General features: G+C 75.9%; 22 protein-coding genes. 6 read left to right on the top strand and 16 right to left on the bottom strand.

The window, feature by feature from the left end:
- Positions 1 to 21: 21 nt before the first annotated feature.
- Genes mftC through mftA form a run of 3 tightly spaced genes read right to left on the bottom strand, consistent with a single transcriptional unit; the run spans position 22 to position 1,692 of the window.
- On the bottom strand, positions 22 to 1,266 hold the full coding sequence (gene mftC, locus ACI796_RS17550) for a mycofactocin radical SAM maturase (protein ID WP_456942504.1): 1,245 nt from the start codon (positions 1,264 to 1,266) through the stop codon (positions 22 to 24).
- Positions 1,263 to 1,556, bottom strand: a complete 294-nt coding sequence (mftB, locus tag ACI796_RS17545) for a mycofactocin biosynthesis chaperone MftB (RefSeq protein WP_456942503.1) — start codon at positions 1,554 to 1,556, stop codon at positions 1,263 to 1,265. The genes mftC and mftB overlap by 4 nt, the downstream gene beginning before the upstream one ends.
- Positions 1,557 to 1,566: 10 nt before the next feature.
- Entirely contained in the window at positions 1,567 to 1,692 is a 126-nt protein-coding gene (mftA, locus tag ACI796_RS17540) for a mycofactocin precursor MftA (protein ID WP_456942502.1), read from the bottom strand.
- Positions 1,693 to 1,825: 133 nt separating this feature from the next.
- Between mftA and mftR the strand changes: the two genes are divergently transcribed.
- Positions 1,826 to 2,560: a mycofactocin system transcriptional regulator gene (gene mftR, locus ACI796_RS17535; RefSeq protein WP_456942501.1), complete on the top strand. Its 735-nt coding sequence runs from the start codon at positions 1,826 to 1,828 to the stop codon at positions 2,558 to 2,560.
- Here mftR and ACI796_RS17530 read toward each other — a convergent pair.
- Both ACI796_RS17530 and ACI796_RS17525 read right to left on the bottom strand, forming a co-directional pair.
- On the bottom strand, positions 2,503 to 3,717 hold the full coding sequence (locus ACI796_RS17530) for a cysteine desulfurase-like protein (protein WP_456942500.1): 1,215 nt from the start codon (positions 3,715 to 3,717) through the stop codon (positions 2,503 to 2,505). The two genes, mftR and ACI796_RS17530, sit on opposite strands and share 58 nt — an antisense overlap.
- A gap of 72 nt (positions 3,718 to 3,789) precedes the next feature.
- Complete coding sequence (locus ACI796_RS17525) at positions 3,790 to 4,758, bottom strand: oxidoreductase (RefSeq protein WP_456942499.1); 969 nt, start codon at positions 4,756 to 4,758, stop codon at positions 3,790 to 3,792.
- Positions 4,759 to 4,922: 164 nt separating this feature from the next.
- On the opposite strand from ACI796_RS17525, the gene ACI796_RS17520 reads away from it, so the two are divergent.
- Entirely contained in the window at positions 4,923 to 5,387 is a 465-nt protein-coding gene (locus tag ACI796_RS17520; RefSeq protein ID WP_456942498.1) for an SRPBCC family protein, read from the top strand.
- A 67-nt stretch (positions 5,388 to 5,454) separates the two neighbouring features.
- Here the strand turns inward: ACI796_RS17520 and ACI796_RS17515 are convergent, their stop codons facing one another.
- From ACI796_RS17515 to ACI796_RS17505, 3 genes are all read right to left on the bottom strand, one after another.
- Positions 5,455 to 7,704: a glycoside hydrolase family 15 protein gene (locus ACI796_RS17515; RefSeq protein WP_456942497.1), complete on the bottom strand. Its 2,250-nt coding sequence runs from the start codon at positions 7,702 to 7,704 to the stop codon at positions 5,455 to 5,457.
- Between the two features lie 151 nt (positions 7,705 to 7,855).
- On the bottom strand, positions 7,856 to 8,086 hold the full coding sequence (locus tag ACI796_RS17510) for a hypothetical protein (protein WP_456942496.1): 231 nt from the start codon (positions 8,084 to 8,086) through the stop codon (positions 7,856 to 7,858).
- A gap of 17 nt (positions 8,087 to 8,103) precedes the next feature.
- On the bottom strand, positions 8,104 to 9,564 hold the full coding sequence (locus ACI796_RS17505) for a bifunctional 3-(3-hydroxy-phenyl)propionate/3-hydroxycinnamic acid hydroxylase (protein ID WP_456942495.1): 1,461 nt from the start codon (positions 9,562 to 9,564) through the stop codon (positions 8,104 to 8,106).
- A gap of 52 nt (positions 9,565 to 9,616) precedes the next feature.
- On the opposite strand from ACI796_RS17505, the gene ACI796_RS17500 reads away from it, so the two are divergent.
- The 3 genes from ACI796_RS17500 (at position 9,617) to ACI796_RS17490 (ending at position 11,864) form a co-directional block, all read left to right on the top strand.
- On the top strand, positions 9,617 to 10,423 hold the full coding sequence (locus tag ACI796_RS17500; protein WP_456942494.1) for a class E sortase: 807 nt from the start codon (positions 9,617 to 9,619) through the stop codon (positions 10,421 to 10,423).
- Positions 10,424 to 10,434: 11 nt separating this feature from the next.
- Complete coding sequence (locus tag ACI796_RS17495) at positions 10,435 to 10,599, top strand: hypothetical protein (protein WP_456937563.1); 165 nt, start codon at positions 10,435 to 10,437, stop codon at positions 10,597 to 10,599.
- A gap of 137 nt (positions 10,600 to 10,736) precedes the next feature.
- On the top strand, positions 10,737 to 11,864 hold the full coding sequence (locus ACI796_RS17490) for an NDMA-dependent alcohol dehydrogenase (protein WP_456942493.1): 1,128 nt from the start codon (positions 10,737 to 10,739) through the stop codon (positions 11,862 to 11,864).
- 142 nt (positions 11,865 to 12,006) lie between these two features.
- On the opposite strand, the gene ACI796_RS17485 is transcribed toward ACI796_RS17490, so the two are convergent.
- From ACI796_RS17485 to ACI796_RS17450, 8 genes are all read right to left on the bottom strand, one after another.
- On the bottom strand, positions 12,007 to 13,872 hold the full coding sequence (locus tag ACI796_RS17485; RefSeq protein ID WP_456942492.1) for an AAA family ATPase: 1,866 nt from the start codon (positions 13,870 to 13,872) through the stop codon (positions 12,007 to 12,009).
- A 39-nt stretch (positions 13,873 to 13,911) separates the two neighbouring features.
- Positions 13,912 to 14,490 (bottom strand): MOSC domain-containing protein, encoded by a 579-nt coding sequence (locus ACI796_RS17480; protein WP_456942491.1) that lies wholly within the window; start codon positions 14,488 to 14,490, stop codon positions 13,912 to 13,914.
- An 87-nt stretch (positions 14,491 to 14,577) separates the two neighbouring features.
- Entirely contained in the window at positions 14,578 to 15,243 is a 666-nt protein-coding gene (locus ACI796_RS17475; RefSeq protein ID WP_456942490.1) for an ATP-dependent Clp protease proteolytic subunit, read from the bottom strand.
- Positions 15,240 to 15,506, bottom strand: a complete 267-nt coding sequence (locus ACI796_RS17470; protein ID WP_456942489.1) for a helix-turn-helix domain-containing protein — start codon at positions 15,504 to 15,506, stop codon at positions 15,240 to 15,242. The genes ACI796_RS17475 and ACI796_RS17470 overlap by 4 nt, the downstream gene beginning before the upstream one ends.
- A gap of 39 nt (positions 15,507 to 15,545) precedes the next feature.
- The gene (locus ACI796_RS17465; protein ID WP_387991691.1) at positions 15,546 to 16,667 is read right to left on the bottom strand and encodes an XdhC family protein; all 1,122 of its coding nucleotides are present in this window, start codon (positions 16,665 to 16,667) and stop codon (positions 15,546 to 15,548) included.
- Complete coding sequence (locus ACI796_RS17460) at positions 16,660 to 17,709, bottom strand: vWA domain-containing protein (protein ID WP_456942488.1); 1,050 nt, start codon at positions 17,707 to 17,709, stop codon at positions 16,660 to 16,662. Before ACI796_RS17460 ends, ACI796_RS17465 begins: the two co-directional genes overlap by 8 nt.
- Before the next feature lie 121 nt (positions 17,710 to 17,830).
- Positions 17,831 to 18,742, bottom strand: coding sequence for an AAA family ATPase (locus ACI796_RS17455; protein ID WP_456942487.1), 912 nt, complete (start codon positions 18,740 to 18,742; stop codon positions 17,831 to 17,833).
- A gap of 160 nt (positions 18,743 to 18,902) precedes the next feature.
- The gene (locus ACI796_RS17450; protein ID WP_456942486.1) at positions 18,903 to 19,886 is read right to left on the bottom strand and encodes a PRC and DUF2382 domain-containing protein; all 984 of its coding nucleotides are present in this window, start codon (positions 19,884 to 19,886) and stop codon (positions 18,903 to 18,905) included.
- 324 nt (positions 19,887 to 20,210) lie between these two features.
- On the opposite strand from ACI796_RS17450, the gene ACI796_RS17445 reads away from it, so the two are divergent.
- Positions 20,211 to 21,020 (top strand): DUF3097 domain-containing protein, encoded by an 810-nt coding sequence (locus ACI796_RS17445; RefSeq protein WP_456942485.1) that lies wholly within the window; start codon positions 20,211 to 20,213, stop codon positions 21,018 to 21,020.
- The last annotated feature ends 98 nt before the right edge of the window (positions 21,021 to 21,118 follow it).

Here is a 21,118-nt window from a genome sequence, read left to right as displayed (position 1 = left end):
GTGGCGCCGATCCGCTGAGGCTCAGCCGAGCTGCAGGCCGGCCAGCGGGGACTCGTCGCACGCCCGGGCGGGCGGTGCGGGTGCGGGTGCGGGTCGAGCGGGGACCGCGGGCATGCCCAGCAGCGTGGGCTGGCCGCGGACCGGGCCGGTGTGCGAGTGGTCGAGGTGGCTCTTCGGCGTGACCAGGTCGGCGTCCCGGGCGGCCAGCGCGGTCTCGCCGTACCCCTGCACGCACTCGGGGTCGGGGCCGTCCAGCGGCAAGCCGGTGAAGAACTTGGCCGCCATGCAGCCGCCGCGGCAGGCGTCGAAGTGCGCGCACCTGGTGCAGGCGCCGCCGGTCTGCGGGCTGCGCAGCTCACGGAACAGGTCGGACTGCTGCCACACCCGCTGGAAGCCGCCCTCGTCCCGGACGTTGCCGGCGAGGAACTGCTCGTGGATGGCGAACGGGCAGGCGTAGACGTCGCCGACCGGGTCGATCAGGCAGACCACCCGCCCGGCGCCGCACAGGTTCAGCCCCGGCAGGGACTCGCCGTAGGCGGACAGGTGGAAGAACGAGTCGCCGGTGAGCACGCGGTCGCCGTTGGCCAGCAGCCAGGCGTAGAGCTCCCGCTGCTGGGCCTGGGTGGGGTGCAGCTGGTCCCAGACGTCGGCGCCGCGGCCGGAGGGGCGGAGCCGGGTGATGCGCAGCTGGGCGCCGTACCGGTCGGTGAGGGCCTTGAACGCGTCGAGCTGCGACACGTTCTCCCGGGTGACGACGACGGAGACCTTGAAGTCCCTCATCCCGGCCTCGGCCAGGTTCTCCAGCGCCCTGGTCGCGGTGGCGAACGAGCCGGTACCGCGGACCCGGTCGTTGACCTCGGCGGTGGCGCCGTCGAGGGAGATCTGCACGTCGACGTAGTCGGTGGCCGCCAACTGCCGCGCCCGCTCGGCGTCCAGCTTGACGCCGTTGGTGGAGAACTTGACCCCGACGTCGTGGCCGATGGCGTAGTCGAGCAGGTGCCAGAAGTCCGGCCGCACGGTCGGCTCGCCGCCGCCGACGTTGACGTAGAAGACCTGCATCCGCTGCAGCTCGTCGATCACCGCCTCGGCCTCGGCGGTGCTCAGCTCGCGGGGGTCGCGCCGGCCCGAGGAGGACAGGCAGTGCACGCAGGCCAGGTTGCAGGCGTAGGTGAGCTCCCAGGTCAGGCAGATGGGGGCGTCCAGGCCGTACTCGAACTGGTCGACCAGCCGGCCGCCCACAGGCCTCTCGGGGACGACGGCGGTCATGCGCGCACCTCGATCATCTCGGAACGGGCCAGGTCGGCCAGCGCCTTGACGTAGGCGGGCCGCTGCGCCTCGGGGACGCTGCACGCGAGCAGGGCGGCGTCGGCGCTGGGGTGGTCGGCGAGGCTCTCCACGACGCTGACCAGCGTCCTCGACTTCAGGAACGACAGCTTGCGGTTGCCGAAGTGGTAGACCAGCGCCCCGAACGGCTCCGGCCGCAGCGCCACCGACCGGGCGCGCCGCCACGGCCGGGCAGGGTCGAACACGTCCGCGGCCGGAGCGGTCGGGGTCATCGCGGACGGCTCAGTAGACGCCGCACATGCCGTCGATGGAGACCTCCTCGACGAGGGACTCCTCGACCAGCTCCTCCTCGGCGGCCGCGGTGGGGGCCACGTCCTGGGGCTCGGTCTGGGCGGTCGTCTCGGGCATGCGGGGCCTCCGGAGGACGGCGGAACGGGATGCGGGGGACGTTAGAGACACCGGGTGCCACCGGCAAGCGAGGGGGTGGCCCGCCGGCCGGCGAGGGGCTGACCGGCACGTCCGGGTGGGCCAGGATGGGCGCGTGAGCCCGCCGACGATCACCGCCGTCCCGCCGGCCGTGGGCGACGGCCTCGCCAGCACCCGCGCCCGGATCGAGAGCGCGGCCCTCGAGCTGTTCACCGCCGAGGGCTTCGAGCAGGTGACCATCGAGGAGATCGCCGCCGCCGCGGGCACCAGCCGGCGCACGTTCTTCCGGCACGTGGGCGGCAAGGCCGACGCCGTGTGGGGCGACTTCGCCGGCCACGTGTCCCGGCTGGCCGCCCTGCTGGACGCCGCCGGCGACGACGTCCCGGTGCTGCCCGCGGTGTTCGGCGCCTACGTCGAGGTGAACGACTACGCCGAGGCCGACCTGCCGGTGCTGCGCCGGCGGATGCGGCTGATCCTCACCGAGCCGGCGCTGCTGGCGCACTCGCAGCTGCGCTACGCCGAGGTCGACGCGGTGGTGGCGCGCTACGTCGCCCGCCGCCGCGGCCAGGACCCCGCCGACCTGCTCCCCCGCCTGGTCGCCACCGCCACCCGCGCGGCCGCCACCACCGCGTTCGAGGTGTGGCTGACCGGCGGGGACGACTCCCTGGCCGAGGCGCTGCGGACCGCGTTCGCCCAGCTCGCGGAGGGCTTCCCCGACCTGCGTCAGCCGAGGTGCGGATCCTCTCCTCCCGTCGCGCCGCCCGGGACGAGGGGAGAGGCTCCGATGCCGGGTCAGGCGGCGGCGCGCAGGCCCTCGAGCAGGCGGTCGACGTCGTCGTCGTCGCTGTAGGGCGCCAGCCCGACCCGCAGCCCGCCGGCGTCGCCGAGCCCGAGCCGCCGGGAGGCCTCGATCGCATAGAAGTTGCCGGCCGGGGCGTTGACCCGCCGCTCGGCCAGCGCGCGCGAGACCTCCGCGGCCGGCCGGTCGGCGAAGGTGAGCAGCAGGGTCGGCGTCCGGTGCCGGGCGCGAGACCACAGCGTGACGCCGGGCAGCTCCGCGACGCCCTCCTCGACCCGCTCGCGCAGCCGGTCCTCGTGCGCCTCGACGGCGGCCATCCCGGCGGTCAGCCGGGCGCGCCGGTCGCCCTCGGGGCCGCCGAGGGCGGCGAGGTAGTCGACGGCCGCGGTGGTCCCGGCCAGCAGCTCGTAGGGCAGGGTGCCGAGCTCGAACCGCTCCGGGACGGCGTCGGTCGAGGGCAGCAGCTTGTCCGGGTGCAGCGTCTCCAGCAGCGCCGGCGCGGCGGTCACGCAGCCCAGGTGCGGCCCGAGGAACTTGTACGGCGAGCAGGCGTAGAGGTCGGCGCCGAGCGCGGCGACGTCGACCGGCGCGTGCGCGGTGAGGTGCACGCCGTCGACGTAGGTGAGCGCCCCGGCGTCGTGGGCCAGTGCGGTGAGCGCCGCGACGTCGGGCCGGGTGCCGATGAGGTTCGAGGCGCCGGTGACCGCGACCAGGCGGGTGCGGTCCGACAGCACCGCGCGCAGCGCCTCGGGCGTCAGCTCACCGGTGTCCGGGTCGAGGTCGGCCCAGCGGACGGTGGCCCCGCGGGTGGCGGCGGCCTGCACCCACGGCCGGACGTTGGCGTCGTGGTCCAGGCGGGTGACGACGACCTCGTCACCGGGACCCCAGGAGGCGGCCAGGGTGCGGGAGAGGTCGTAGGTCAGCTGGGTCATCGAGCGGCCGAAGACGACGCCGCCCGGGTCGCCGCCGACGAGGTCCGCGACGGCGGCGCGGGCGGCCAGGACGACGTCGTCGGCGTTGCGCTCGGCCTCGGTCAGCCGGCCGCGGTTGGCGATCGGGGAGCCGAGGGTGGCCGCGACGGCGTGCGCGACCTGACGAGGCACCTGCGAGCCGCCCGGCCCGTCGAAGTGGGCGGCCCCGGCGCGCAGGGCGGGGAAGTCCGCGCGGACGGCGGCGACGTCGTAGGCGGTGCTCGCGGGTGAGGTCACCCCCGCAGCATGCCCGCCCCGGCCGCTGCTACCGCGAGGAGACCGGCGCCCCGCCCCCTCGTCAGCTGCCGCTCACGGGCTCGCGGCGGGGCGCTGCCCGGGGCTCCTCCCGCCGCCCCACACCGGCGGGCCGCCGGGCGGCGGTCCTCCCAGCGCCGCGATGCGGTCGAGCTCCTGGACGTCCGCGGGGCGCAGTGCCACGTCGCCCGCCGCGAGGAGGTCCTCCAGCTGGTCGACCGAGGTGGCGCTCGGGATGACCAGCAGGTTCGGCGAGCGCGCCAGCAGCCACGCGACGGCCGTCTGCACGGGGGCCGCCCCGAGCCGCAGGGCGACGGCGTCCAGGGCCGCCGCCTGCGCCGGGCCCAGTTCCCCCACCGGGAAGAACGACGTGTAGGAGACCCCCTCCAGCGCGGTGTAGGCGATCCCGTCCCGGGCCAGGTCGTCGACCAGGGCGTCGTCGGTGCGGTGGATGAGGTTGTAGTGGTTCTGCACGCAGGCCAGCGGCGCGATGCGGCGCGCCTCGGCGACCTGCCGGGTGGTGACGTGGCTGATGCCGAGCTGACGGACCAGCCCCTCCTGCCGCAGCCGCTCCAGCGCCTCGAGCGGCTTCCCGAGCGAGCGCTCCGCGGGTTCCCCGAGGCCCGGCATCCGCAGGTTGGCGACGTGCAACGCGTCGAGCCCGAGGTGCTCGAGGTCCTCCTCCACCGACCGGCGCAGCTCGCCCGGCGTCAGCGCCTCGTCCCAGCCGCCGTCCGGCGTCCGGCGGGCGCCGACCCGGGTGACGATGACCAGGTCCTCGGGGTAGGGGTGCAACGCCTCGCGGATCAGGTCGTTCACCACGTGCGGCCCGTAGAGGCCGCTGGTGTCGACGTGGTCGACACCCAGCTCGACGGCCCGGCGCAGGACGGCGAGCGCGGTGCCCCGGTCGGCCGGGGGGCCGGTGACCCGTGGCCCGGTGAGCTTCATGCCGCCGAACCCCAGGCGGTGCACGGCCCGGTCTCCGAGGAGGACCCGTCCGGACCTCGTCGCGGTGGTCGCCATGCCGCGCGAAGCTACGGTCGGCGGGACGCCGGGCGACACCGCCCGAGGGCGCCGCCCGGCGCGTCTGTCACGGGTTGTGGAACCGGATCGAGCGTGTCGCAGACCGCTCCAGGCGTGTCACCGCGTGTCGTCGGCGAGTCGGGGGCCGGTGCGAGACTCCCCGGGTGACCACCTCGCTGACGCACTCGGACTCGATCGTCGTCGCCGCCTCGCCCGAGGAGGTCTACGACCTGGTCAGCGACGTGACCCGCACCGGGGAGTGGAGCCCGATCTGCGCCGCCTGCTGGTGGGACGAGGGCGCCACCGGGCAGGTCGGCGAGTGGTTCACCGGCCGCAACGTCACGCCCGAGCGCACGTGGGAGACGCGCAGCCAGGTGGTGGCGGCCGACCGCGGCCGGGAGTTCGCGTGGCTCGTCAGCGGGCGGCTGGTCCGGTGGGGCTACCTCCTCGAGCCGGTCGACGGCGGCACCCGGCTGACCGAGACGTGGGAGTTCCTGCCCGCCGGCCTGGAGTTCTTCGCCGAACGGTACGGCGAGGACGCCCCGCGGCAGGTCGAGCAGCGCACGCGCGCGGCACACGAGGGCATCCCGGCGACGCTGGCCGCGATCAAGCGCATAGCCGAGGCCTGAGGCCCGTGCACGTCCGCGGAGGTGCACGGGGCACCTCCGCGGACGTGTACGGCGGGCCGACCGGGTCTCACTCCTGGCAGAGCGACGTCCCGTACCGGCAGGCCACGACCTCGGGCGTGTCCACGGGACGTCCGGCGTCGACGGCGTGCGCCAGCCGGATGAACCCCGCGTGGCTCCAGGACAGCGGCGTCGCGGAGAACGTCGGCTCCCCCGGCACGAACTCCGTGCCCTCGGCCGACGGCGGCTGGTCGTCCCAGACCTGCTCGGCCATGAAGAACGACCGGTCGTCGGCCGCCCGGGCCATCGTGTCCAGCCGCTCCTGGGCGGTCGCGGCGGCGTCGCCGCCGAGGGCCAGCTCGTACTCGCCCCGCTCGCCGGTGAGCAGCGGCCACCCGCGGCCGATCGTCTCCCGCGAGCCCGGGTCCACCGGCTCCCACTGGGTGCCGTCGGCCTTCTCCCCGTACCCGTCGAAGCTCGACCGGTGCCAGAACCGGCCGTTGGCGGTGTCGTAGGCCAGCTGCTCGTCGACCAGCCGCAGGGTGGTGGTCACGACCGGGTCGTCGGCGGGCACGACGCCCAGCCGGACCAGGTCGAGGAAGCTCGGGTCGAGCACCTCGCGCTGGTCGACCAGCGGGCCGCCGTCGGCGATCTGGATCTGCGTGCCCGCGTCGGCGTCCCCGTCGGCGGTGATGCGCAGGTGGTACGGGTCGGGCGACAGCGGGCCGGTGGTCGTCACCGTCCACTCCGCCAGGCCGGCCCGCCACTGGTCGGCAGTGGCCAGGTAGGTGTCGGCCCGGGTGTCGTCACCGTTGGCGCGGGCGATCTCGGCCGCGGTGACCAGGCCGGCGATCTCGGCGGCGATGGTGTTCGGCGACCACCCGCCGAGGTTCTCCCAGCGCTCCTGCTCGGTCTCGGGGCCCTCGGCCACGAGGAAGTCCGCCGAGAGCCGCACCCGCTCCCAGTCCTCCGGCCCGGTGCGGCCGAGCTGCCAGGCGAGCACGATCGGCAGGGCCACCTCGTCCATCTGCAACCCGCCGAAGACCGCCTCCCCGTCGAGGCGGGCGTTCTGCGGGAACGACCCGTCGGGACGCTGCTGCACCGTCCACAGGTGGTCCAGTGCCCGCTCGGCGGCGGCGACGTCGCCCATCGCGATCAGGGCGGTCGCGTGCTGGTACAGGTCGCGCGACCAGACCTCGTGGTAGACCGGGAAGTGCTGCAGCTCGTTCGCCCACGCCCACGGCTTGCCCGGCGAGGCGACGAACCCGCCGCGGAAGGTCTTGTCCTCGCTCGCCGCGACCACCATCGCCGACACGTCGTACTCCGTGCGCCACCGCCCGGCGCTGGCCGGGACGGGCGCGAGGCCGTCGAGGTAGTCGTGCCAGGCCTCGGTGTAGGCCGCCAGGGCGTCGTCGAAGCCCCGCTCCAGCGCGCGGTCGGCGGCCTGCGCGGCGTCGTCCTCCGTCGTCCCGAAGCCGAGCGACAGGGTGAGCTGCTGCCCGTCGCCGGTGCCGGTGAGGCCGGTGCGGCCGATCTGCACCACGTTGCCGGGGGTCGGGGCGTCCCAGGTGTCGTCGAGGACGTGGTCGTCGCGCAGGTCGGCCCAGCCGTCGCTGCGCTCCAGGTAGCCGCTGGAGGTGTCGGTGAGGCCGCCCGAGACGGTGACGGCGCTGCTCAGCGCACCGTCGGTCGCCAGCAGCCGCCCGTCGGCGGAGCGGCCGGTGTCGTCGTTGGCGTTGAGCCCGAGGCCGACGTCGTGGAGCAGGTAGACCTGGTACGGCTGCCCGTCGAGGGACTCGAAGCGCACGTCGACGAGGACCGCGGGCCGGTCCGGGTCGGTGGTGTAGGTCTTGGTGATCCGGTAGCGGCCGCTCTGCGCGGTGTTGACCTGGCGGTAGACCAGGGCCCGCGCGTCGACCAGCTCGACGACGGAGTCGGTGGCCTCGTCCTCCCGCTCGGCGAAGGTGGCGCCGTCGGTGACGACGAACTGGGTGTCCCGGGAGCTCGGCGTGTCGATCCGCGGGGCGTAGACCTCGCTGAGCGTGCCGTCGTTCAGCGTGTACCAGACCGTGCTGTCGAGGGCGCCGATCGCCGTCCCGAAGCCGTCCTTGTCCCCCGGCGACCAGTCGGCCGCCTCCCCGGGGTACCCGGGCGCCGCGTCCGCCGCCTGCGCCGACGCCGGCACCACCGCGCCGAGGACGAGGACGCCGGCGACCACGGCCCCGCTGACGACCGGCCGCCTGCCGGACCTCCTCGGCCGCGTCGCTCCGTGCGGGCGCCTGCGGCGCAGCGGGGTGTGGGGCAGGTCGTACGGGCTCACCGGCTGTCCTCCGTCCGGGCCGCCCCCGTCCGGCCGTCGTGTGATGTGCACCACACCGTAGGAGGGCTCGGAGGTCCCGGCCACCGGCCGGGCGGGCCGTGCACTCCCGCGGCGGTGCCCGGGCACCGCTGCAAGAGTGCACGGAGGGGTGCTACCGGCCGAGGATCCCGCCGATCGCGCCGCCGAGGCCGCCGCCCTCACCGCCGCCACCGCCGGTGACCATCTTGATCAGGTCGCCCGGGTCCAGGCCCAGGCTCTGCAGGATCCCGGCGTGCTGGTCGGTGTCGACCTGACCGGGCAGTTCCTGGTCGGCCTGCTGCGCCTTGGCGTCGTCGCCCTGGGAGCGCAGCAGCTGGAGGATCTGGTCCTTGTCGATCTGCATGACGCCCCGCTACCCACTCACCCGGCGGCTCGCACCACCCGGTCGGGCCGGACGACGGCGAAGCGGGCCCGTCCCGCCCGCAGCCACGCGGTGAGCGTGCCGTCGACGTCGTCCACCTCGGTGCGGCAGCCACCCGCGGTGACCGCCACGCGCCCCGGCGCCGCCAGCGCCACGACCGCGGTGCCGGTGCCGAGGACCTCGTCGAGCCGGCACTCCCGCCCGCCGGCGCGCACGCGGGCCCGCGGCACGAGGGTCCCGGCCAGCCGTCGGCCGGCACGGCCCCGCCGGTCGACCAGCGGCCCGGGGCGCAGCGCCGGCGTGCGGCTGTCGGTGGCGTAGGCGGCCAGCGCCGGCACGCCCGCCACGGCGGCGAGCACCACCCGGCGGACCGGCACCGCGCCCGCTCCCCCGCCGGTCATCAGCCGCCCGACCACCGCCGCGAGACGGACCAGCGCCCGGGCGTGCGGCTCGCGCTCGGCCCGGTGCGTGTCGAGCAGCTCCTCGCCGGCCGCGCCGCTGACGACGGCGGCCACCTTCCAGGCCAGCTGGTGCACGTCGCGCAGGCCCAGCGCCAGGCCCTGGCCGACGAAGGGCGGGGTGAGGTGGGCGGCGTCCCCGGCCAGCAGCACGCGGCCGCGCCGCCAGCGGTCGGCCACCTGCGCCCGGTGGACGTACTCGGTCGCGCGGACCACCTCGGCGTCCTGCGCCCCGAACGGCGCGAGCAGGTCCGCCAGCGCGACACCGGTCAGGTCCGCGGCCGTCTCGCCGGGCCGCAGCCGCGCCTCGAAGCGGTAGCGGTCGCCGTGGACCGGCATGAACGTCGCGGCGCGGTCCGGGTCGCACACCTGGTGCACGCCCGGCCACACCGGCAGCGGCACCCGCGCGCGCAGGTCCACGACCAGCCACCGGTCGGGCCGGCCGAGGTCGCGCATCCGCGCGCCCACCAGGCCCCGGACGGTGCTGCTCGCACCGTCGCACCCGAGCACGGCCGAGGCGACGACGTCCCGGCGCCGTCCGGTGGCCCGCTCGAGCACCGCCACCGTGACGGAGCGGTCCGCCTCGGCGAGCCCGACGACCTCCTCGCCGCCGCGCAGCTCGATGCCCGGGGTGTCGCGCACCGCGGCGCGCAGCAGCCGCTCCAGGTCGGGCTGGTGGAACATCGACGCCTGCGGCCAGCCGTGCCGCCCGGCGTCCCCGGCGCGGCGGAACTCGGCGAGCGTGCGGTGCCGCGCGTCGAGCAGCCGCAGTCCCGCCATCGGCCGGCTGACCTCCAGGAACGCCTCGACGACGCCGGCGTCGGCCAGCGCCCGCAGCGCCTCGTCGTCGAGGTGTACCGCCCGCGGCAGCCCGTACGGACGGGGCTGGCGGTCGAGCAGCAGGACGGGCAGGCCGCGCCGGGCGAGCAGCAGCGCGGCCGTGGTGCCGACCGGCCCGGCTCCGACCACCACGACGGGCGGGATGACCGGCTGCGACGACACGCCGCCCAGTGTCGCCGACCGCACCGGACCGGGCTGGCACAGTGGCCCGGCGATGGCACCGACAGACGCCCCCGCGCCGGTCGGGGGCCGCCGGTACGGCCGGACGCGCGGCGACCGCCGGCGCACGCTGGCCAGTGGGCTGGGGCAGACGCTGGTCACCGCCGGCGTCGTGCTGCTGCTGTTCGTGGTCTACGAGCTGTGGGTGACCGACCTGTCCTCCGCGCGCGACCAGGACCGGCTCTCCGACGAGTTGCAGACCGAGTGGTCCGCCGAGCAGCCCACCGCCGAGCAGCCCACCGCCGGGGTGCCCACCGTCCCCGCGGAGGTGCCGGTGGGCGAGCCGTTCGCGGTGCTGCACGTCCCGCGGCTGGGCGCGGACTGGTCGCGCGTCGTCCTCGAGGGGACCAGCGAGGACCATCTGTCCCAGGGCCCGGGCCACTACACCGGCACGGCGATGCCGGGGGCGCCGGGCAACGTCGCGCTCGCCGGGCACCGGGTGGGCCGGGGCTCGCCGTTCCACGACCTGGACCTGCTGCAGCCGGGCGACCCGGTCGTCGTCGAGGTGGCCGACGGGTGGTTCACCTACCGGGTGCTCGGCGACGCCTCCGGGGACCTGACCGTGCAGGACCCCAACGGCGTCCCCGGCCGGCAGATCGTGACGCCGGCCGACGTCGACGTCATCGCCCCGGTCCCCGGGGGCGCCGCCGACGCCGCGCCCGCCGGGTCCTACCTGACGATCACCACCTGCCACCCGCGGTACTCGGCGCGGCAGCGGCTGGTGGTGCACGCCGTCCTCGACGGCCCGGGCGTGACCCGGGCGGAGGCACCCGACGGGCCGCCGGCCCTCACCGAGGGCTGAGGAGGACCCCCGTGTACCGCTGGATCTGGCGGCACCTGCCCGGGGGGACGGCGACCCGTTCGGCGCTGTCCCTGCTGCTCGCGCTGGCCGCGGCGGCGCTGCTGCTGTTCGTCGTCTTCCCCTGGGTGGAGCCGCACCTGCCGTTCACCGCGGTGACCGTCGACCCCGGGCGCTGAACGGGACGTTGCAGTCCGTTGCGGCCCCTTGACGGCACCCGGTGCCGCGGTGAGTCTGTGGCCCGGCGCACACTCCAGCGGGGTGTGCCCACCAGGCTGCCCGCCAACGACGGCGGGCCGGACCGAGAGGACACCGGGTGAAGACCAAGGGCGCGATCCTGTGGGGCGTCGGCGAGGAGTGGTCGGTCGAGGAGATCGAGCTGGGTGACCCGAAGGAGGGCGAGGTCCAGGTCGAGCTGGCCGCCTCCGGGCTGTGCCACAGCGACGAGCACCTCGTCACCGGCGGCACCCCGGTCGCCTTCTACCCGGTCATCGGCGGGCACGAGGGCTCCGGCGTCGTCACGAAGGTCGGCCCCGGCGTCACCGGGCTGCAGGAGGGCGACCACGTCGTCACCGCCTTCATCCCCGCCTGCGGCCAGTGCCCGCCGTGTTCCAAGGGGATGCAGAACCTCTGCGACCTCGGCGCCAACCTGCTGGCCGGCACCTCGATCTCCGACGGCAGCTACCGCATCCAGGCCCGCGGCAAGGACGTCATCCCGATGTGCCTGCTCGGTACGTTCTCGCCGTACATGACCGTGCACCAGGCGTCGGTCGTCAAGATCGAGCCCGACATCCCGCTGGAGATCGCCGCGCTGGTCGGCTGCGGCGTCACGACCGGCTGGGGCTCGGCCACCAAGGTCGCCGACGTGCGGCCGGGCGAGAACGTCGTCGTCATGGGCGCCGGTGGCGTCGGCATGAACGCCGTCCAGGGCGCCGCGGCGGCCGGCGCGAAGCGGGTCATGGTCATCGAGCCGGTGGCGAAGAAGCGCGAGTGGGCGATGGACCTCGGCGCCACCCACGTGTTCGAGTCGGCCGAGGAGGCCACCGAGAAGGTCAACGAGCTGACGTGGGGCCGCATGGCCGACAAGACGATCATCACGGTCGGCGACATCCAGGGCGAGGACATCCAGACCGCGCTCAGCCTCACCGGCAAGGGCGGCCGCGCCGTCGTCACCGGCATGGGCAACGCCGCCAACACCGACGTCAAGCTCAGCCTGTTCGAGCTCACCCTGCTGCAGAAGGACCTGCAGGGCGCCATCTTCGGCGGCCTGGCCCCGCGGGCGGCGATCCCCGAGCTGCTCAGCCTCTACCAGGAGGGCCAGCTCAAGCTCGACGAGCTCGCCACCACGAAGTACAAGCTCGAGGACATCAACCAGGGCTACCAGGACATGCGCGACGGCAAGAACATCCGCGGGATGGTCGTCTACGGCGACTCCGACCGCTGACGCCGTCCCCGTGCCCGCCGGCGTCCCCGGCGGGCACGGGGAGCGGCCCCATCCGGTCCGGCCCTGGTGACCATCGGCTGCGTGCACGCGCCCGATGATCAGCCGTCCGTCCTGCCGGTGATCGACGCGGCAGCCGGCGACCTCAGCCCAGCAGGCGGGTGAGGGCGGGGCCGAGGTCCCGGACCGTCCGCACCATCTGCGCCGTCCCCGCGCCCCGCGCGGCCAGCGCGCGCGCCGCCGTCTCGGCCTCGGGCGTGGGCAGCGGGCAGAGCACGTGCAGCCGGTCGATGCCCGCGAGCGCGGTCTCCGGCGGGTCGCCGGTGGTGTGCAGGCAGTCCGACAGCAGCACGACCACCCGCTCGTCGGCGACCTCGGCGGCCAGCTGCAGCCGGGCCGCCCGCAGCGCGCCGGCGACGTCGGTCGTCCCGTGCCCGCGCAGGCCGAGCAGGTGGGTGACGACGTCCTCCGCGGCCCGCCGCTGCCCCGGGCGCTGCACGACGTCGACGTCCCGGCCGAAGGTGATCAGGCTGGTCCGCAGCCGCTCGTCGCCGGTGAGGACGACGCCGGCCGCCGCCACCGCCGCGATCGCCACCCCGAGCCCGGTCATCGAGCCGGAGGTGTCGACGGCGAGGCAGACCGCGCGCCGGTGCCCGGTCCACCGCCGCGTGACGAGGTCGCCGGGCTGCAGCGGCGTCCCGACGTCCCACCGGTCGAGCGTGCGGTCGAGGTCCAGGTCGCCGTCGCCGTGCCGGTCGGGCACCAGCCGCCGGGTGCCGCGGGTGCGCGACCGGCCCACCCGGCCGACCTGCACGAACACCCGCCCGGCCAGGCGCCGGGCGGCGGCGCGCAGCTCCCGGTCGGTGGCCGCGGCCAGGTCGGTCAGCAGCGCGGCCGCGGCGTCGGCGTCCTGGGCCATCAGCTCGGCGAAGGCCTCCTCGTCGAGCTCGCCGACCTCCGGGCTGACCTCCTCGAACGCGTCGTGGCGGGCGGCCATCTCGCGGCGGCCGGTCTGCCGGCGGCCGCCCCCGCCGCGGCGGTCGCGGCGCGGGGAGGAGGGGTCAGGGCCCGCCGGGAACTCCGGCGGGCCTCCTGCTTTTCCCTCGCCACCCCCCTCGGCGGGAGCGGGGGGCTCCTCCTCCTCCGGCGGTGGCGGCCCGTCCGGCGGCCACACGCCGTCGAGGATCTCGTCGATGACCGCCTCGGGCGTCCGCTCGACCCCCTCGGCGACCCGGATCCGGCCCGACAGCGCCGCGTACGCGGCGTCGCGGGCGGTCTCGCGGGCGCCGTCGACCCCCAGCCCGGCCTGCCCGCGCACGTCCAGCAGCCCGCCGAGCAGCAGCACCAGGTCGGTGGCGCCGCGCACCGACGAGCCCATCCGGACGTCGCGGTGCTCCCGGGAGGCCCGCACCAGCCGGACGGCGAGCCCGATGAGCGACGGCGGCGCGCCGGTCACCGCGGCGACGATGGCCCGCTCGGCGGCGGCGTCCTGGTAGCCGAGGACGACGCGGCACATGCGGTCGGCGATCGCCTGCCCGACGCGCGCGGTGCCGATGGCGTCGAACGGGTTCATCGCCGCGATCAGCCGGAAGCCGGCGGCCGCCCGCACGTGGCCGAGCCGCGGCACGGTGATCTCGCCCTCGGTGAGCACCGTGATGAGGACGTTGAGCGTCTCCTCGGGGATCCGGTTGAGCTCCTCGAGGTAGAGCAGGCCCGAGCCGCGCATCGCCGTCAGCAGCGGCCCGTCGGTGAAGCTGCCGGGCACGTAGCCCTCGGCCAGGACGGCGGCCGGGTCGTACTGGCCGATCAGCCGGGCCGGCGTCAGCTCGGCGTTGCCCTCGACGAACACGACCTCCTGGCCGGCCTCGGCGGCGATCGCGCGCAGCAGCGTCGACTTGCCGGTGCCCGGCGGCCCCTCGAGGACGACGTGCCGGTTGGTGCGCAGCGCGACGGTGAGCACCTCGCGCTCGCGGCGCAGCCCGATGACCGGGTGCGGCACGGTCGGCGTCACGCGGCTCCCCTCTGAGCACGGCGGTGGCTGTGAGGCAGGTTACGGACGGGGCCGCGGCAGCACGCGGCGGGCCTCGCCGGCGCGGGCCGGGTCGAGCGGGACGGCGCTGGTGAGGACGGCGGGGCCGAGCCGCAGGACGCCGTCGGTCAGCGGGGCGCAGCGCACCCCGCCGCGGCCGCGCATCCCCCGGTGCGCGCCGGGTGCGAGCACGGTGTCCAGCCAGGCGCACGGGTTGGCCGGCCGCCCGCCGCGCAGCACGACCACGCCCTCGCCGCAGTCGAGGGCGAACACCTCCCCGCGTAGGGCCTCCACCTCGGCGCTGCGCAGGACGACGTTGCGCCGGGCGAGCAGCGGGTCCAGCGGGCCAGCGCCGAGCTCGGCGGCCAGCGCCTCGACCGACTCGGCGGCGAGCACGGTGACGGCGGCGTCGCGGTGCGCGGGCCGGCCGGCGTAGCGGTCGCCGACGATGCCGTGCCCCGCGCGCACCTCCACCCGCTCCACCCGGTCGCCGTCCTGCGGCGGGACGACGCCGCCGGGCCGCCCGTCGTACCGGTGCACCGGCGAGACGAGCAGCCCCACCACCTCGACGTCGTAGCGGTACCCCAGCTCCACGCTCACCGGTCGATCATCGATCCCGCGCCCGCCGCGCTCCCCGGCCCCGGTGCAGGGGCCCGCGCCGAGCACCGGGGGCACCGGGTCCTCCCGTCAGCGGTCGACCAGCCCGTACTCGCGGGCCTCCTCGGTCGAGAGCAGGCGGCCGGCGCGCATGTCGGCGGCGACCTGCTCGACGTCGCGGCCGGTGGCCCCGGCCAGCCGCTCCTGCAGCCGGCGCAGCCGCCGGGCGTGCTCGGCGGCGAGGACCTCGACGTCCCGGCCGAGGCCGCTGCCCGGCGCCCGCGGCTCGGTCAGCTGGAACAGGGCGTGGGTCCCGGCGGTGCGCCGGTCGGCCACCGCGAGCACGGCGACCGCGGCGCCGGCGATCGTGCCGAGGCACGTGACGTGCACCGGGGCGCCCATGAGGTCGACCGCGTCGACGAGGGTCAGGGCGGCGTCGAGGTCGGCGCTCACGCCCGAGAGGCGCAGGTGCACCGGGTCGTCGCCGTCGGCGTCGAGCAACGCCAGCTCGGCGACCGCCCGGTTGACCGCGTCGGCGTCGAGCTCGCCGGCCAGCGTCACCATCCGGTGCTCGACCAGCCGCTCGGCCAGCCAGTCGGGCGAGCCGACGACGACGGACATCGTCGTCGCGCCCTGCCCGGGGACGGCGGGCGGCCGGGGCGGCGGCTGCCACGGGCTGCGCGGGTGGTCGGGCGGCGGCAGCGGGAACGGGGGCTCCGGCGGGAGGGGCGGCCAGGTGCCTGAGGGACGGGTCATCGTGCCTCCTCGGACGTGCGGACCTGCCAGTCGACGGTGCGGCCCAGGGCGGCCGCGTAGCGCTCCAGCGTCGACAGCCGCGCGTCCAGCTCCCCGCTCTCCAGGCGGGCGACGGCGGACTGCGACGTCCCCATGCGCGCCGCGACCTGCGTCTGGCTCAGCTCGCTCTCCCGGCGGAGCCGGACCAGCTCCTCGATCAGCCCGCGCCGGCGCTCACCCCGGTCCTCCAGGCCGGGGAAGCGGCTGCGGCGCGGCGGCGGCACACCGGGAACGGTATGCCTCTTCCGCTATGGGGACGACCCTCAGCGCTCCGCGGTGTGGTGGATCGGCCCCGCGGTGCCGCTCAACCGCTCGCCCGTGCCGCCCCAGCGCCCGGCGATGATCTCCGCGGCGATCGAGACGGCGGTCTCCTCGGGCGTGCGGGCCCCCAGGTCCAGGCCGATCGGCGAGGACAGCCGGGCCAGCTCGGCCTCGGACAGCCCCGCCTCGCGAAGCCGCTCGAGCCGCTCGTCGTGGGTGCGCCGCGAGCCCATCGCGCCGACGTAGGCGACCGGCAGCCGCAGCGCGACCTCCAGCAGCGGGACGTCGAACTTCGGGTCGTGGGTGAGCACGCACAGCACGGTGCGCTCGTCGATGCGCCCGGCGTCGACCTCGGCCTGCAGGTACCGGTGCGGCCACTCGACGACGACCTCGTGCGCGTCGGGGAAGCGGCGGGCGGTGGCGAACACCGGGCGGGCGTCGCAGACGGTCACCCGGTAGCCGAGGAACGCCCCCACCCGGGCGACGGCGGCGGCGAAGTCGATGGCGCCGAACACGACCATCCGGGCCGGCGGGGCGAACGAGGAGACGAACAGCGTCAGCTCGTCGCCGCGCCGCTCGCCGTCGTGGCCGTAGGTCAGCGTGCCGGTGCGGCCGGCGGCGAGCATGCCGCGGGCGTCGTCGGCGACGGCGTCGTCGAGGCGCTGCAGGCCGAGGGTGCCGGAGCTGCGGTCGGGCCAGAGCACCAGCCGGCGGCCGATGCGGTCCTCGGGCCCGCGCACGCAGGTGACGACGGCGACCGGCTCGTGCCGGCCCACCGACTCGGCGATCTCGCCGAGCTCGGGGAAGGACTCGCGCGAGACCGGCTCGACGAACACGTCGAGGATCCCGCCGCAGGTCAGCCCGACGGCGAACGCGTCGTCGTCGCTGACCCCGTAGCGCTCCAGCGTCGGGACGCCGGACTCGACGACGTCCCGCGCCTCCTCGTACACCGCGCCCTCGACGCAGCCGCCGGACACACTGCCGACCGCCGTCCCGTCGGGACCGACCAGCATGGCCGCCCCGGCCGGCCGCGGCGCGGACCGCCAGGTGGCGACCACCGTCCCCATCCCGACCGTCTCCCCGGCCTGCCACCAGCCGACCAGGTCGTCCAGCACCTCACGCACGCGAGATCACCCCAGACAGCTCCTCGAAGGCGGCCAGGCTGTGCCCGGACACGAACGCGTCGACCGACGGCAGCGCCGCCTGCATCCCACCGGTCAGCGGCTCGTAGCCGGCCCGGCCCTTGTGCGGGTTCACCCAGACGACGGCGTGCGCGAGCCGGCGCAGCCGCGCCATCTGCTCGCGCAGCAGGTCGGGGCTGCCGCGCTCCCACCCGTCGCTGCACACCACGACGACGGCGCCGCGGGCGGTCCCGCGCTGTCCCCACCGGTCCAGGAAGGCCTTGAGCACCTCGCCCAGCCGCGTGCCCCCGGACCAGTCGGGGATCGCGCCGCCGCTGGCCGCCAGCGCCCGGTCCGGGTCGCGCAGCCGCAGCTCGCGGGTCACCCGGGTCAGCCGGGTGCCGATGGTGAACACCTCGGTCGAGGCCGGCCGGGCGCGCACCGCGGCGTGCGCGAAGCGCAGCAGCGCGTCGGCGTAGGGACTCATCGAGCCGGAGACGTCGACCAGCAGCACCACCCGCCGCGGCCGCGGCCGCGCCCGCCGGTGCAGCAGCCGGGTGACCTCACCGCCGTCGCGCAGCGCCCGCCGCACCGTGCGCGCCGGGTGCACCGCGCCGTGCGGCGCCGGCCGGCGGCGGCGGGCCGGGCGCATCGGTGCCGCGGGCTGCACCAGCGCGAACAGCCGCCGCAGGTGCTCGCGCTCGGCCGGCGTCAGGTCGGCGACGTCGCGGTGCCGCAGCACCTCGTCGGCCGAGGCGGCGACGGCGAGGTCCGCCGGGTCCTCGCCCTCCTCGCCGCTGCCGCTGCCCTGGTCCAGCGGGGCGGTGACGGCGATCCGCGGCGGGGTGGCCGGACCGGTGGCCGTCGGCCGCCGGGGCGCCTCGCCGCCGAAGTACGCGGCGAAGGCGGCGTCGTAGCGGTCGAGGTCGTCCGGGCCCGAGCACAGCGTCAGCCGCCCGGCCCAGTAGACGGCGGTGGCGTCGAGGACGTCGAGCACCGCCACCGCCGACAGCATCGCCTCGACCCGGTCCGGGGAGGCGGCCACCCCGGCGGCGCGCAGCGTCCGGGCGAACCCCAGGACGACGGCGACGACGTGGTGACGTGCTGGAACGGCCCCGTCCGGAGGCTCGCGCCGAGCCTGCGAGGCGTGAGGGGGACGGGGTCCTTCATCCACCGAACAGCGCTCCGCGGGCCAGCGCGTGCACCCGGTCGGTGTCCTCGCGGTACTTGAGCACCGCGCCGAGGGTGCGGGCGGCGAGGTCGGGGTCGAGGTCGCGGGCGCCGAGAGCGTGCAGCGCGGTGGCCCAGTCCATCGCCTCGGCGACGCCCGGCGGCTTGAGCAGGTCCAGCGTCCGCAGCTGCGCCGTCGCCCGGGCCACCTCGCGGGCCAGCTGCTCGGTGACCTCGGGCAGCCGGGTGCGCAGGATGGCGACCTCGCGGTCGAAGTCGGGGTGCTGCAGCCAGTGGTAGAGGCAGCGGCGCTTGAGCGCGTCGTGCACCTCGCGGGTGCGGTTGGAGGTGAGCACCACCAGCGGCGGCACCTCGGCGCGCACGGTGCCCAGTTCCGGGATGGAGATGGTGAAGTCCGACAGCACCTCGAGCAGGAAGGCCTCGAACTCGTCGTCGGCGCGGTCGACCTCGTCGACCAGCAGCACGCTCGGGGAGTCCTCCAGCGCCTGGAGGAGCGGGCGGGCGAGCAGGAACCGGCGGTCGTACAGCGAGGCCTCGAGCGCCTCGGTGTCGCCGGTGGCGTGCGCGGCCTCCGCGGCGCGCAGGTGCAGCAGCTGGCGGCCGAAGTCCCAGTCGTAGAGCGCCTGGCTGGCCTCCAGGCCCTCGTAGCACTGCAGGCGGTACAGCGGGCGGCCGGTGACCTCGGCCAGCGCCCGGGCCAGGGCGGTCTTGCCGACGCCGGCCTCGCCCTCGAGGAACAGCGGGCGACGCATGACCAGCGCCAGGTAGGCGGCGGTGGCCAGGCCCTCGTCGGGCAGGTAGCCGGTCCCGCGCAGCGCCGCGGCCAGCTCGTCGGGTCCGCCGGGCAGGGCGCCGGTCCCGGGGAGCTCGGTCGTGGTCTCGGTCACGCCGCCGAGCATCCCACCTGCGCAGGTGGGCGACACGCCACGGTCCCGGTGCCCGCAACGGTTGCAGACGTCACGGTGGCCGGCCGGGAGTCATCGTCTCCGGCCGGCCACCGCCGTCTGGTGCGCCCGGTCAGGACCGGGCCGTGGTGCTGTTACCGGTTCAGCGACCGATCTTGCCGTCGTTGTCGCGGTCCAGGGCGTCCTTGGCCTTCTGCACGAGGCTGCGGTCGTCCCCGGTGGTGCCGGTGGTCGTCCCGGTCGTGGTGCCGGCGACGCCCGTGGTGCCGCCGTCGACCTCGATCTCCTCCTTGCGCACCTGCTCGGAGACCTGCTGCTGCTCGGTCACCGTCTGGGTGTCCAGGCGGACGCGCTCGACCGGCGTGGCCTCCTTGGACACCACGGGGCGCTCGGCGTGCAGGACGACCTCGTGCTCCTCCTCGGAGATGGCCGGCCCGTCCATCGCGTTGCCGATGTTGGCGTCGGTGATGGGCTCGCGCTCGACCCGGACCTCCTCGTGGGACACGGGGACGGTCTGGGTCACGTTCTCCGTGACGACGTACTTCCGCAGCCGCGCCCGGCCGGCCTCGACGCGCTGGGTGCCGACGTTGAGGTGCTCCTCGGAGCGGGTCATGGCGTTGTCGGTCGTCGGGCCCGAGGTGTCGTGGCCGACGGCGCCGCGGACGTCGTCGTGGACGCCGTCACGGTCGCGGTCCCGGACGGTGCCGGTGCCGGCCGTCGTCAGGTCCTGCTGGGACCGGCTCTGGTCCATCGAGTAGGTGCCGGCGGTGCCGACGTCCGTCGTGGTCTGCGTGGTGGTCTGCGTGCCCGAGCCGAAGCCGAGGCCGTAGTACCGGTACAGCTCCTGCTCCTCCTGCGGGGACAGGTGCCCGTCCGTGTCGATCTTCGGGGCGTCCTTGACCTGGGCCTTGCTGACGCGTACGCGCAGGCCGTCGTTGGTCAGGTCGGCGTCCCGCAGCGGGACGAAGGACTCCTTGGTGCCGAACAGACCGGTGCGCACCGTGGCCCACTCGGGCTGACCGGTCTCGTCGTCGAGGTAGACCTCGGAGGCCGAGCCGATCTTCTCGCCGGCCTCGTCGTAGACGTCCTGTCCGATCACGCGGCTGATGGTGTCGGTGCCGATCATCGTCGCTCTCGCTCCCATCTGAGCTGTGGTGTGACGGTCGGGTTAATGGGTGACCGGGCTCGGCGGAGCGAAACGACGGAGATCGATTGGGACGCTTCGGTCGCTGAGCGTGTGCCGCGCCGGTCGCGTGGGTTCCGGCGGCCGGGATCGCGTTTCCGCAGGTCAACGGGGCATCCGTGCATCCCCCGCCGTCGTCGACCCATCGCGACGTCCCGTGACTCTCTGGAATCAGCCGGTCGCCCGGGCGTGTCGCGACGCGACCTCACACGGCCCGCTCGGCGCGTCTGCCGGGCTCGCGCGCGGTCATCGGCTCTCCTGGGAACCGTGCCGCCGCGTTCCCCCTACGACAACCTGGTGCACCCCCGCACGGTCAAGAAGCCGCCGCCGCAGGTGGCCGCCGAGCGCGACCTCGTCGTCGAGGACCCCAGCTCGGGGTTCGTCGGTGCCGTCGTGCGCTGCGAGAAGGACGTCGTCCACCTCGAGGACCGGTTCGGGAAGGTCCGCGCCTACCCCCTCGGCCCGGGCTTCTGGGTCGACGGGCGCCCGGTGGTGCTCGTGCGCCCGACGCCGGAGGGCCCGGTGACGCCGACCCGCAGCGCCTCGGGCTCGACCTACGTGGCCGGTGCGCGCGCCCGCGTCGCCCGCGAGGGCCGCATCTACGTCGAGGGCAAGCACGACGCCGAGCTGGTCGAGAAGGTCTGGGGCCACGACCTGCGCATCGAGGGCGTGGTCGTGGAGCCGCTGCACGGGGTCGACGACCTGCCGGGCATCGTCCGCGAGTTCCGCCCGGGTCAGGGCCGGCGGCTCGGGGTGCTGGTCGACCACCTGGTGCGCGGGTCGAAGGAGTCGCGGATCGCCGAGCAGGTCACCGGCGAGCACGCGCTCGTCGTCGGCCACCCGTTCATCGACATCTGGCAGGGGGTCAAGCCCTCCGTCGTCGGCATCCGCGCCTGGCCGGAGGTGCCGAAGGGCGAGGACTGGAAGACCGGCGTCTGCCGCCGCCTGGGCTGGGAGGACGACACCGGCTACGTGTGGGCGCAGCGCATCCTGGCCCGCGTGCGGACCTGGACCGACCTCGAGCCCGCGCTCATCGGCCGCGTCGAGGAGCTCATCGACTTCGTGACGATGGACTGACCCCGCACGCCCCTCCCGGGGGGGGGGGGGGGGGGGGGGGGGGGGGGGGGGGGGGGGGGGGGGGGGGGGGGGGGGGGGGGGGGGGGGGGGGGGGGGGG

This window comes from Geodermatophilus sp. SYSU D00525 (assembly GCF_054050475.1).
The sequence above is the reverse complement of the archived record's forward strand: the minus strand, read 5'-3'. Positions and strand labels throughout refer to the sequence as shown.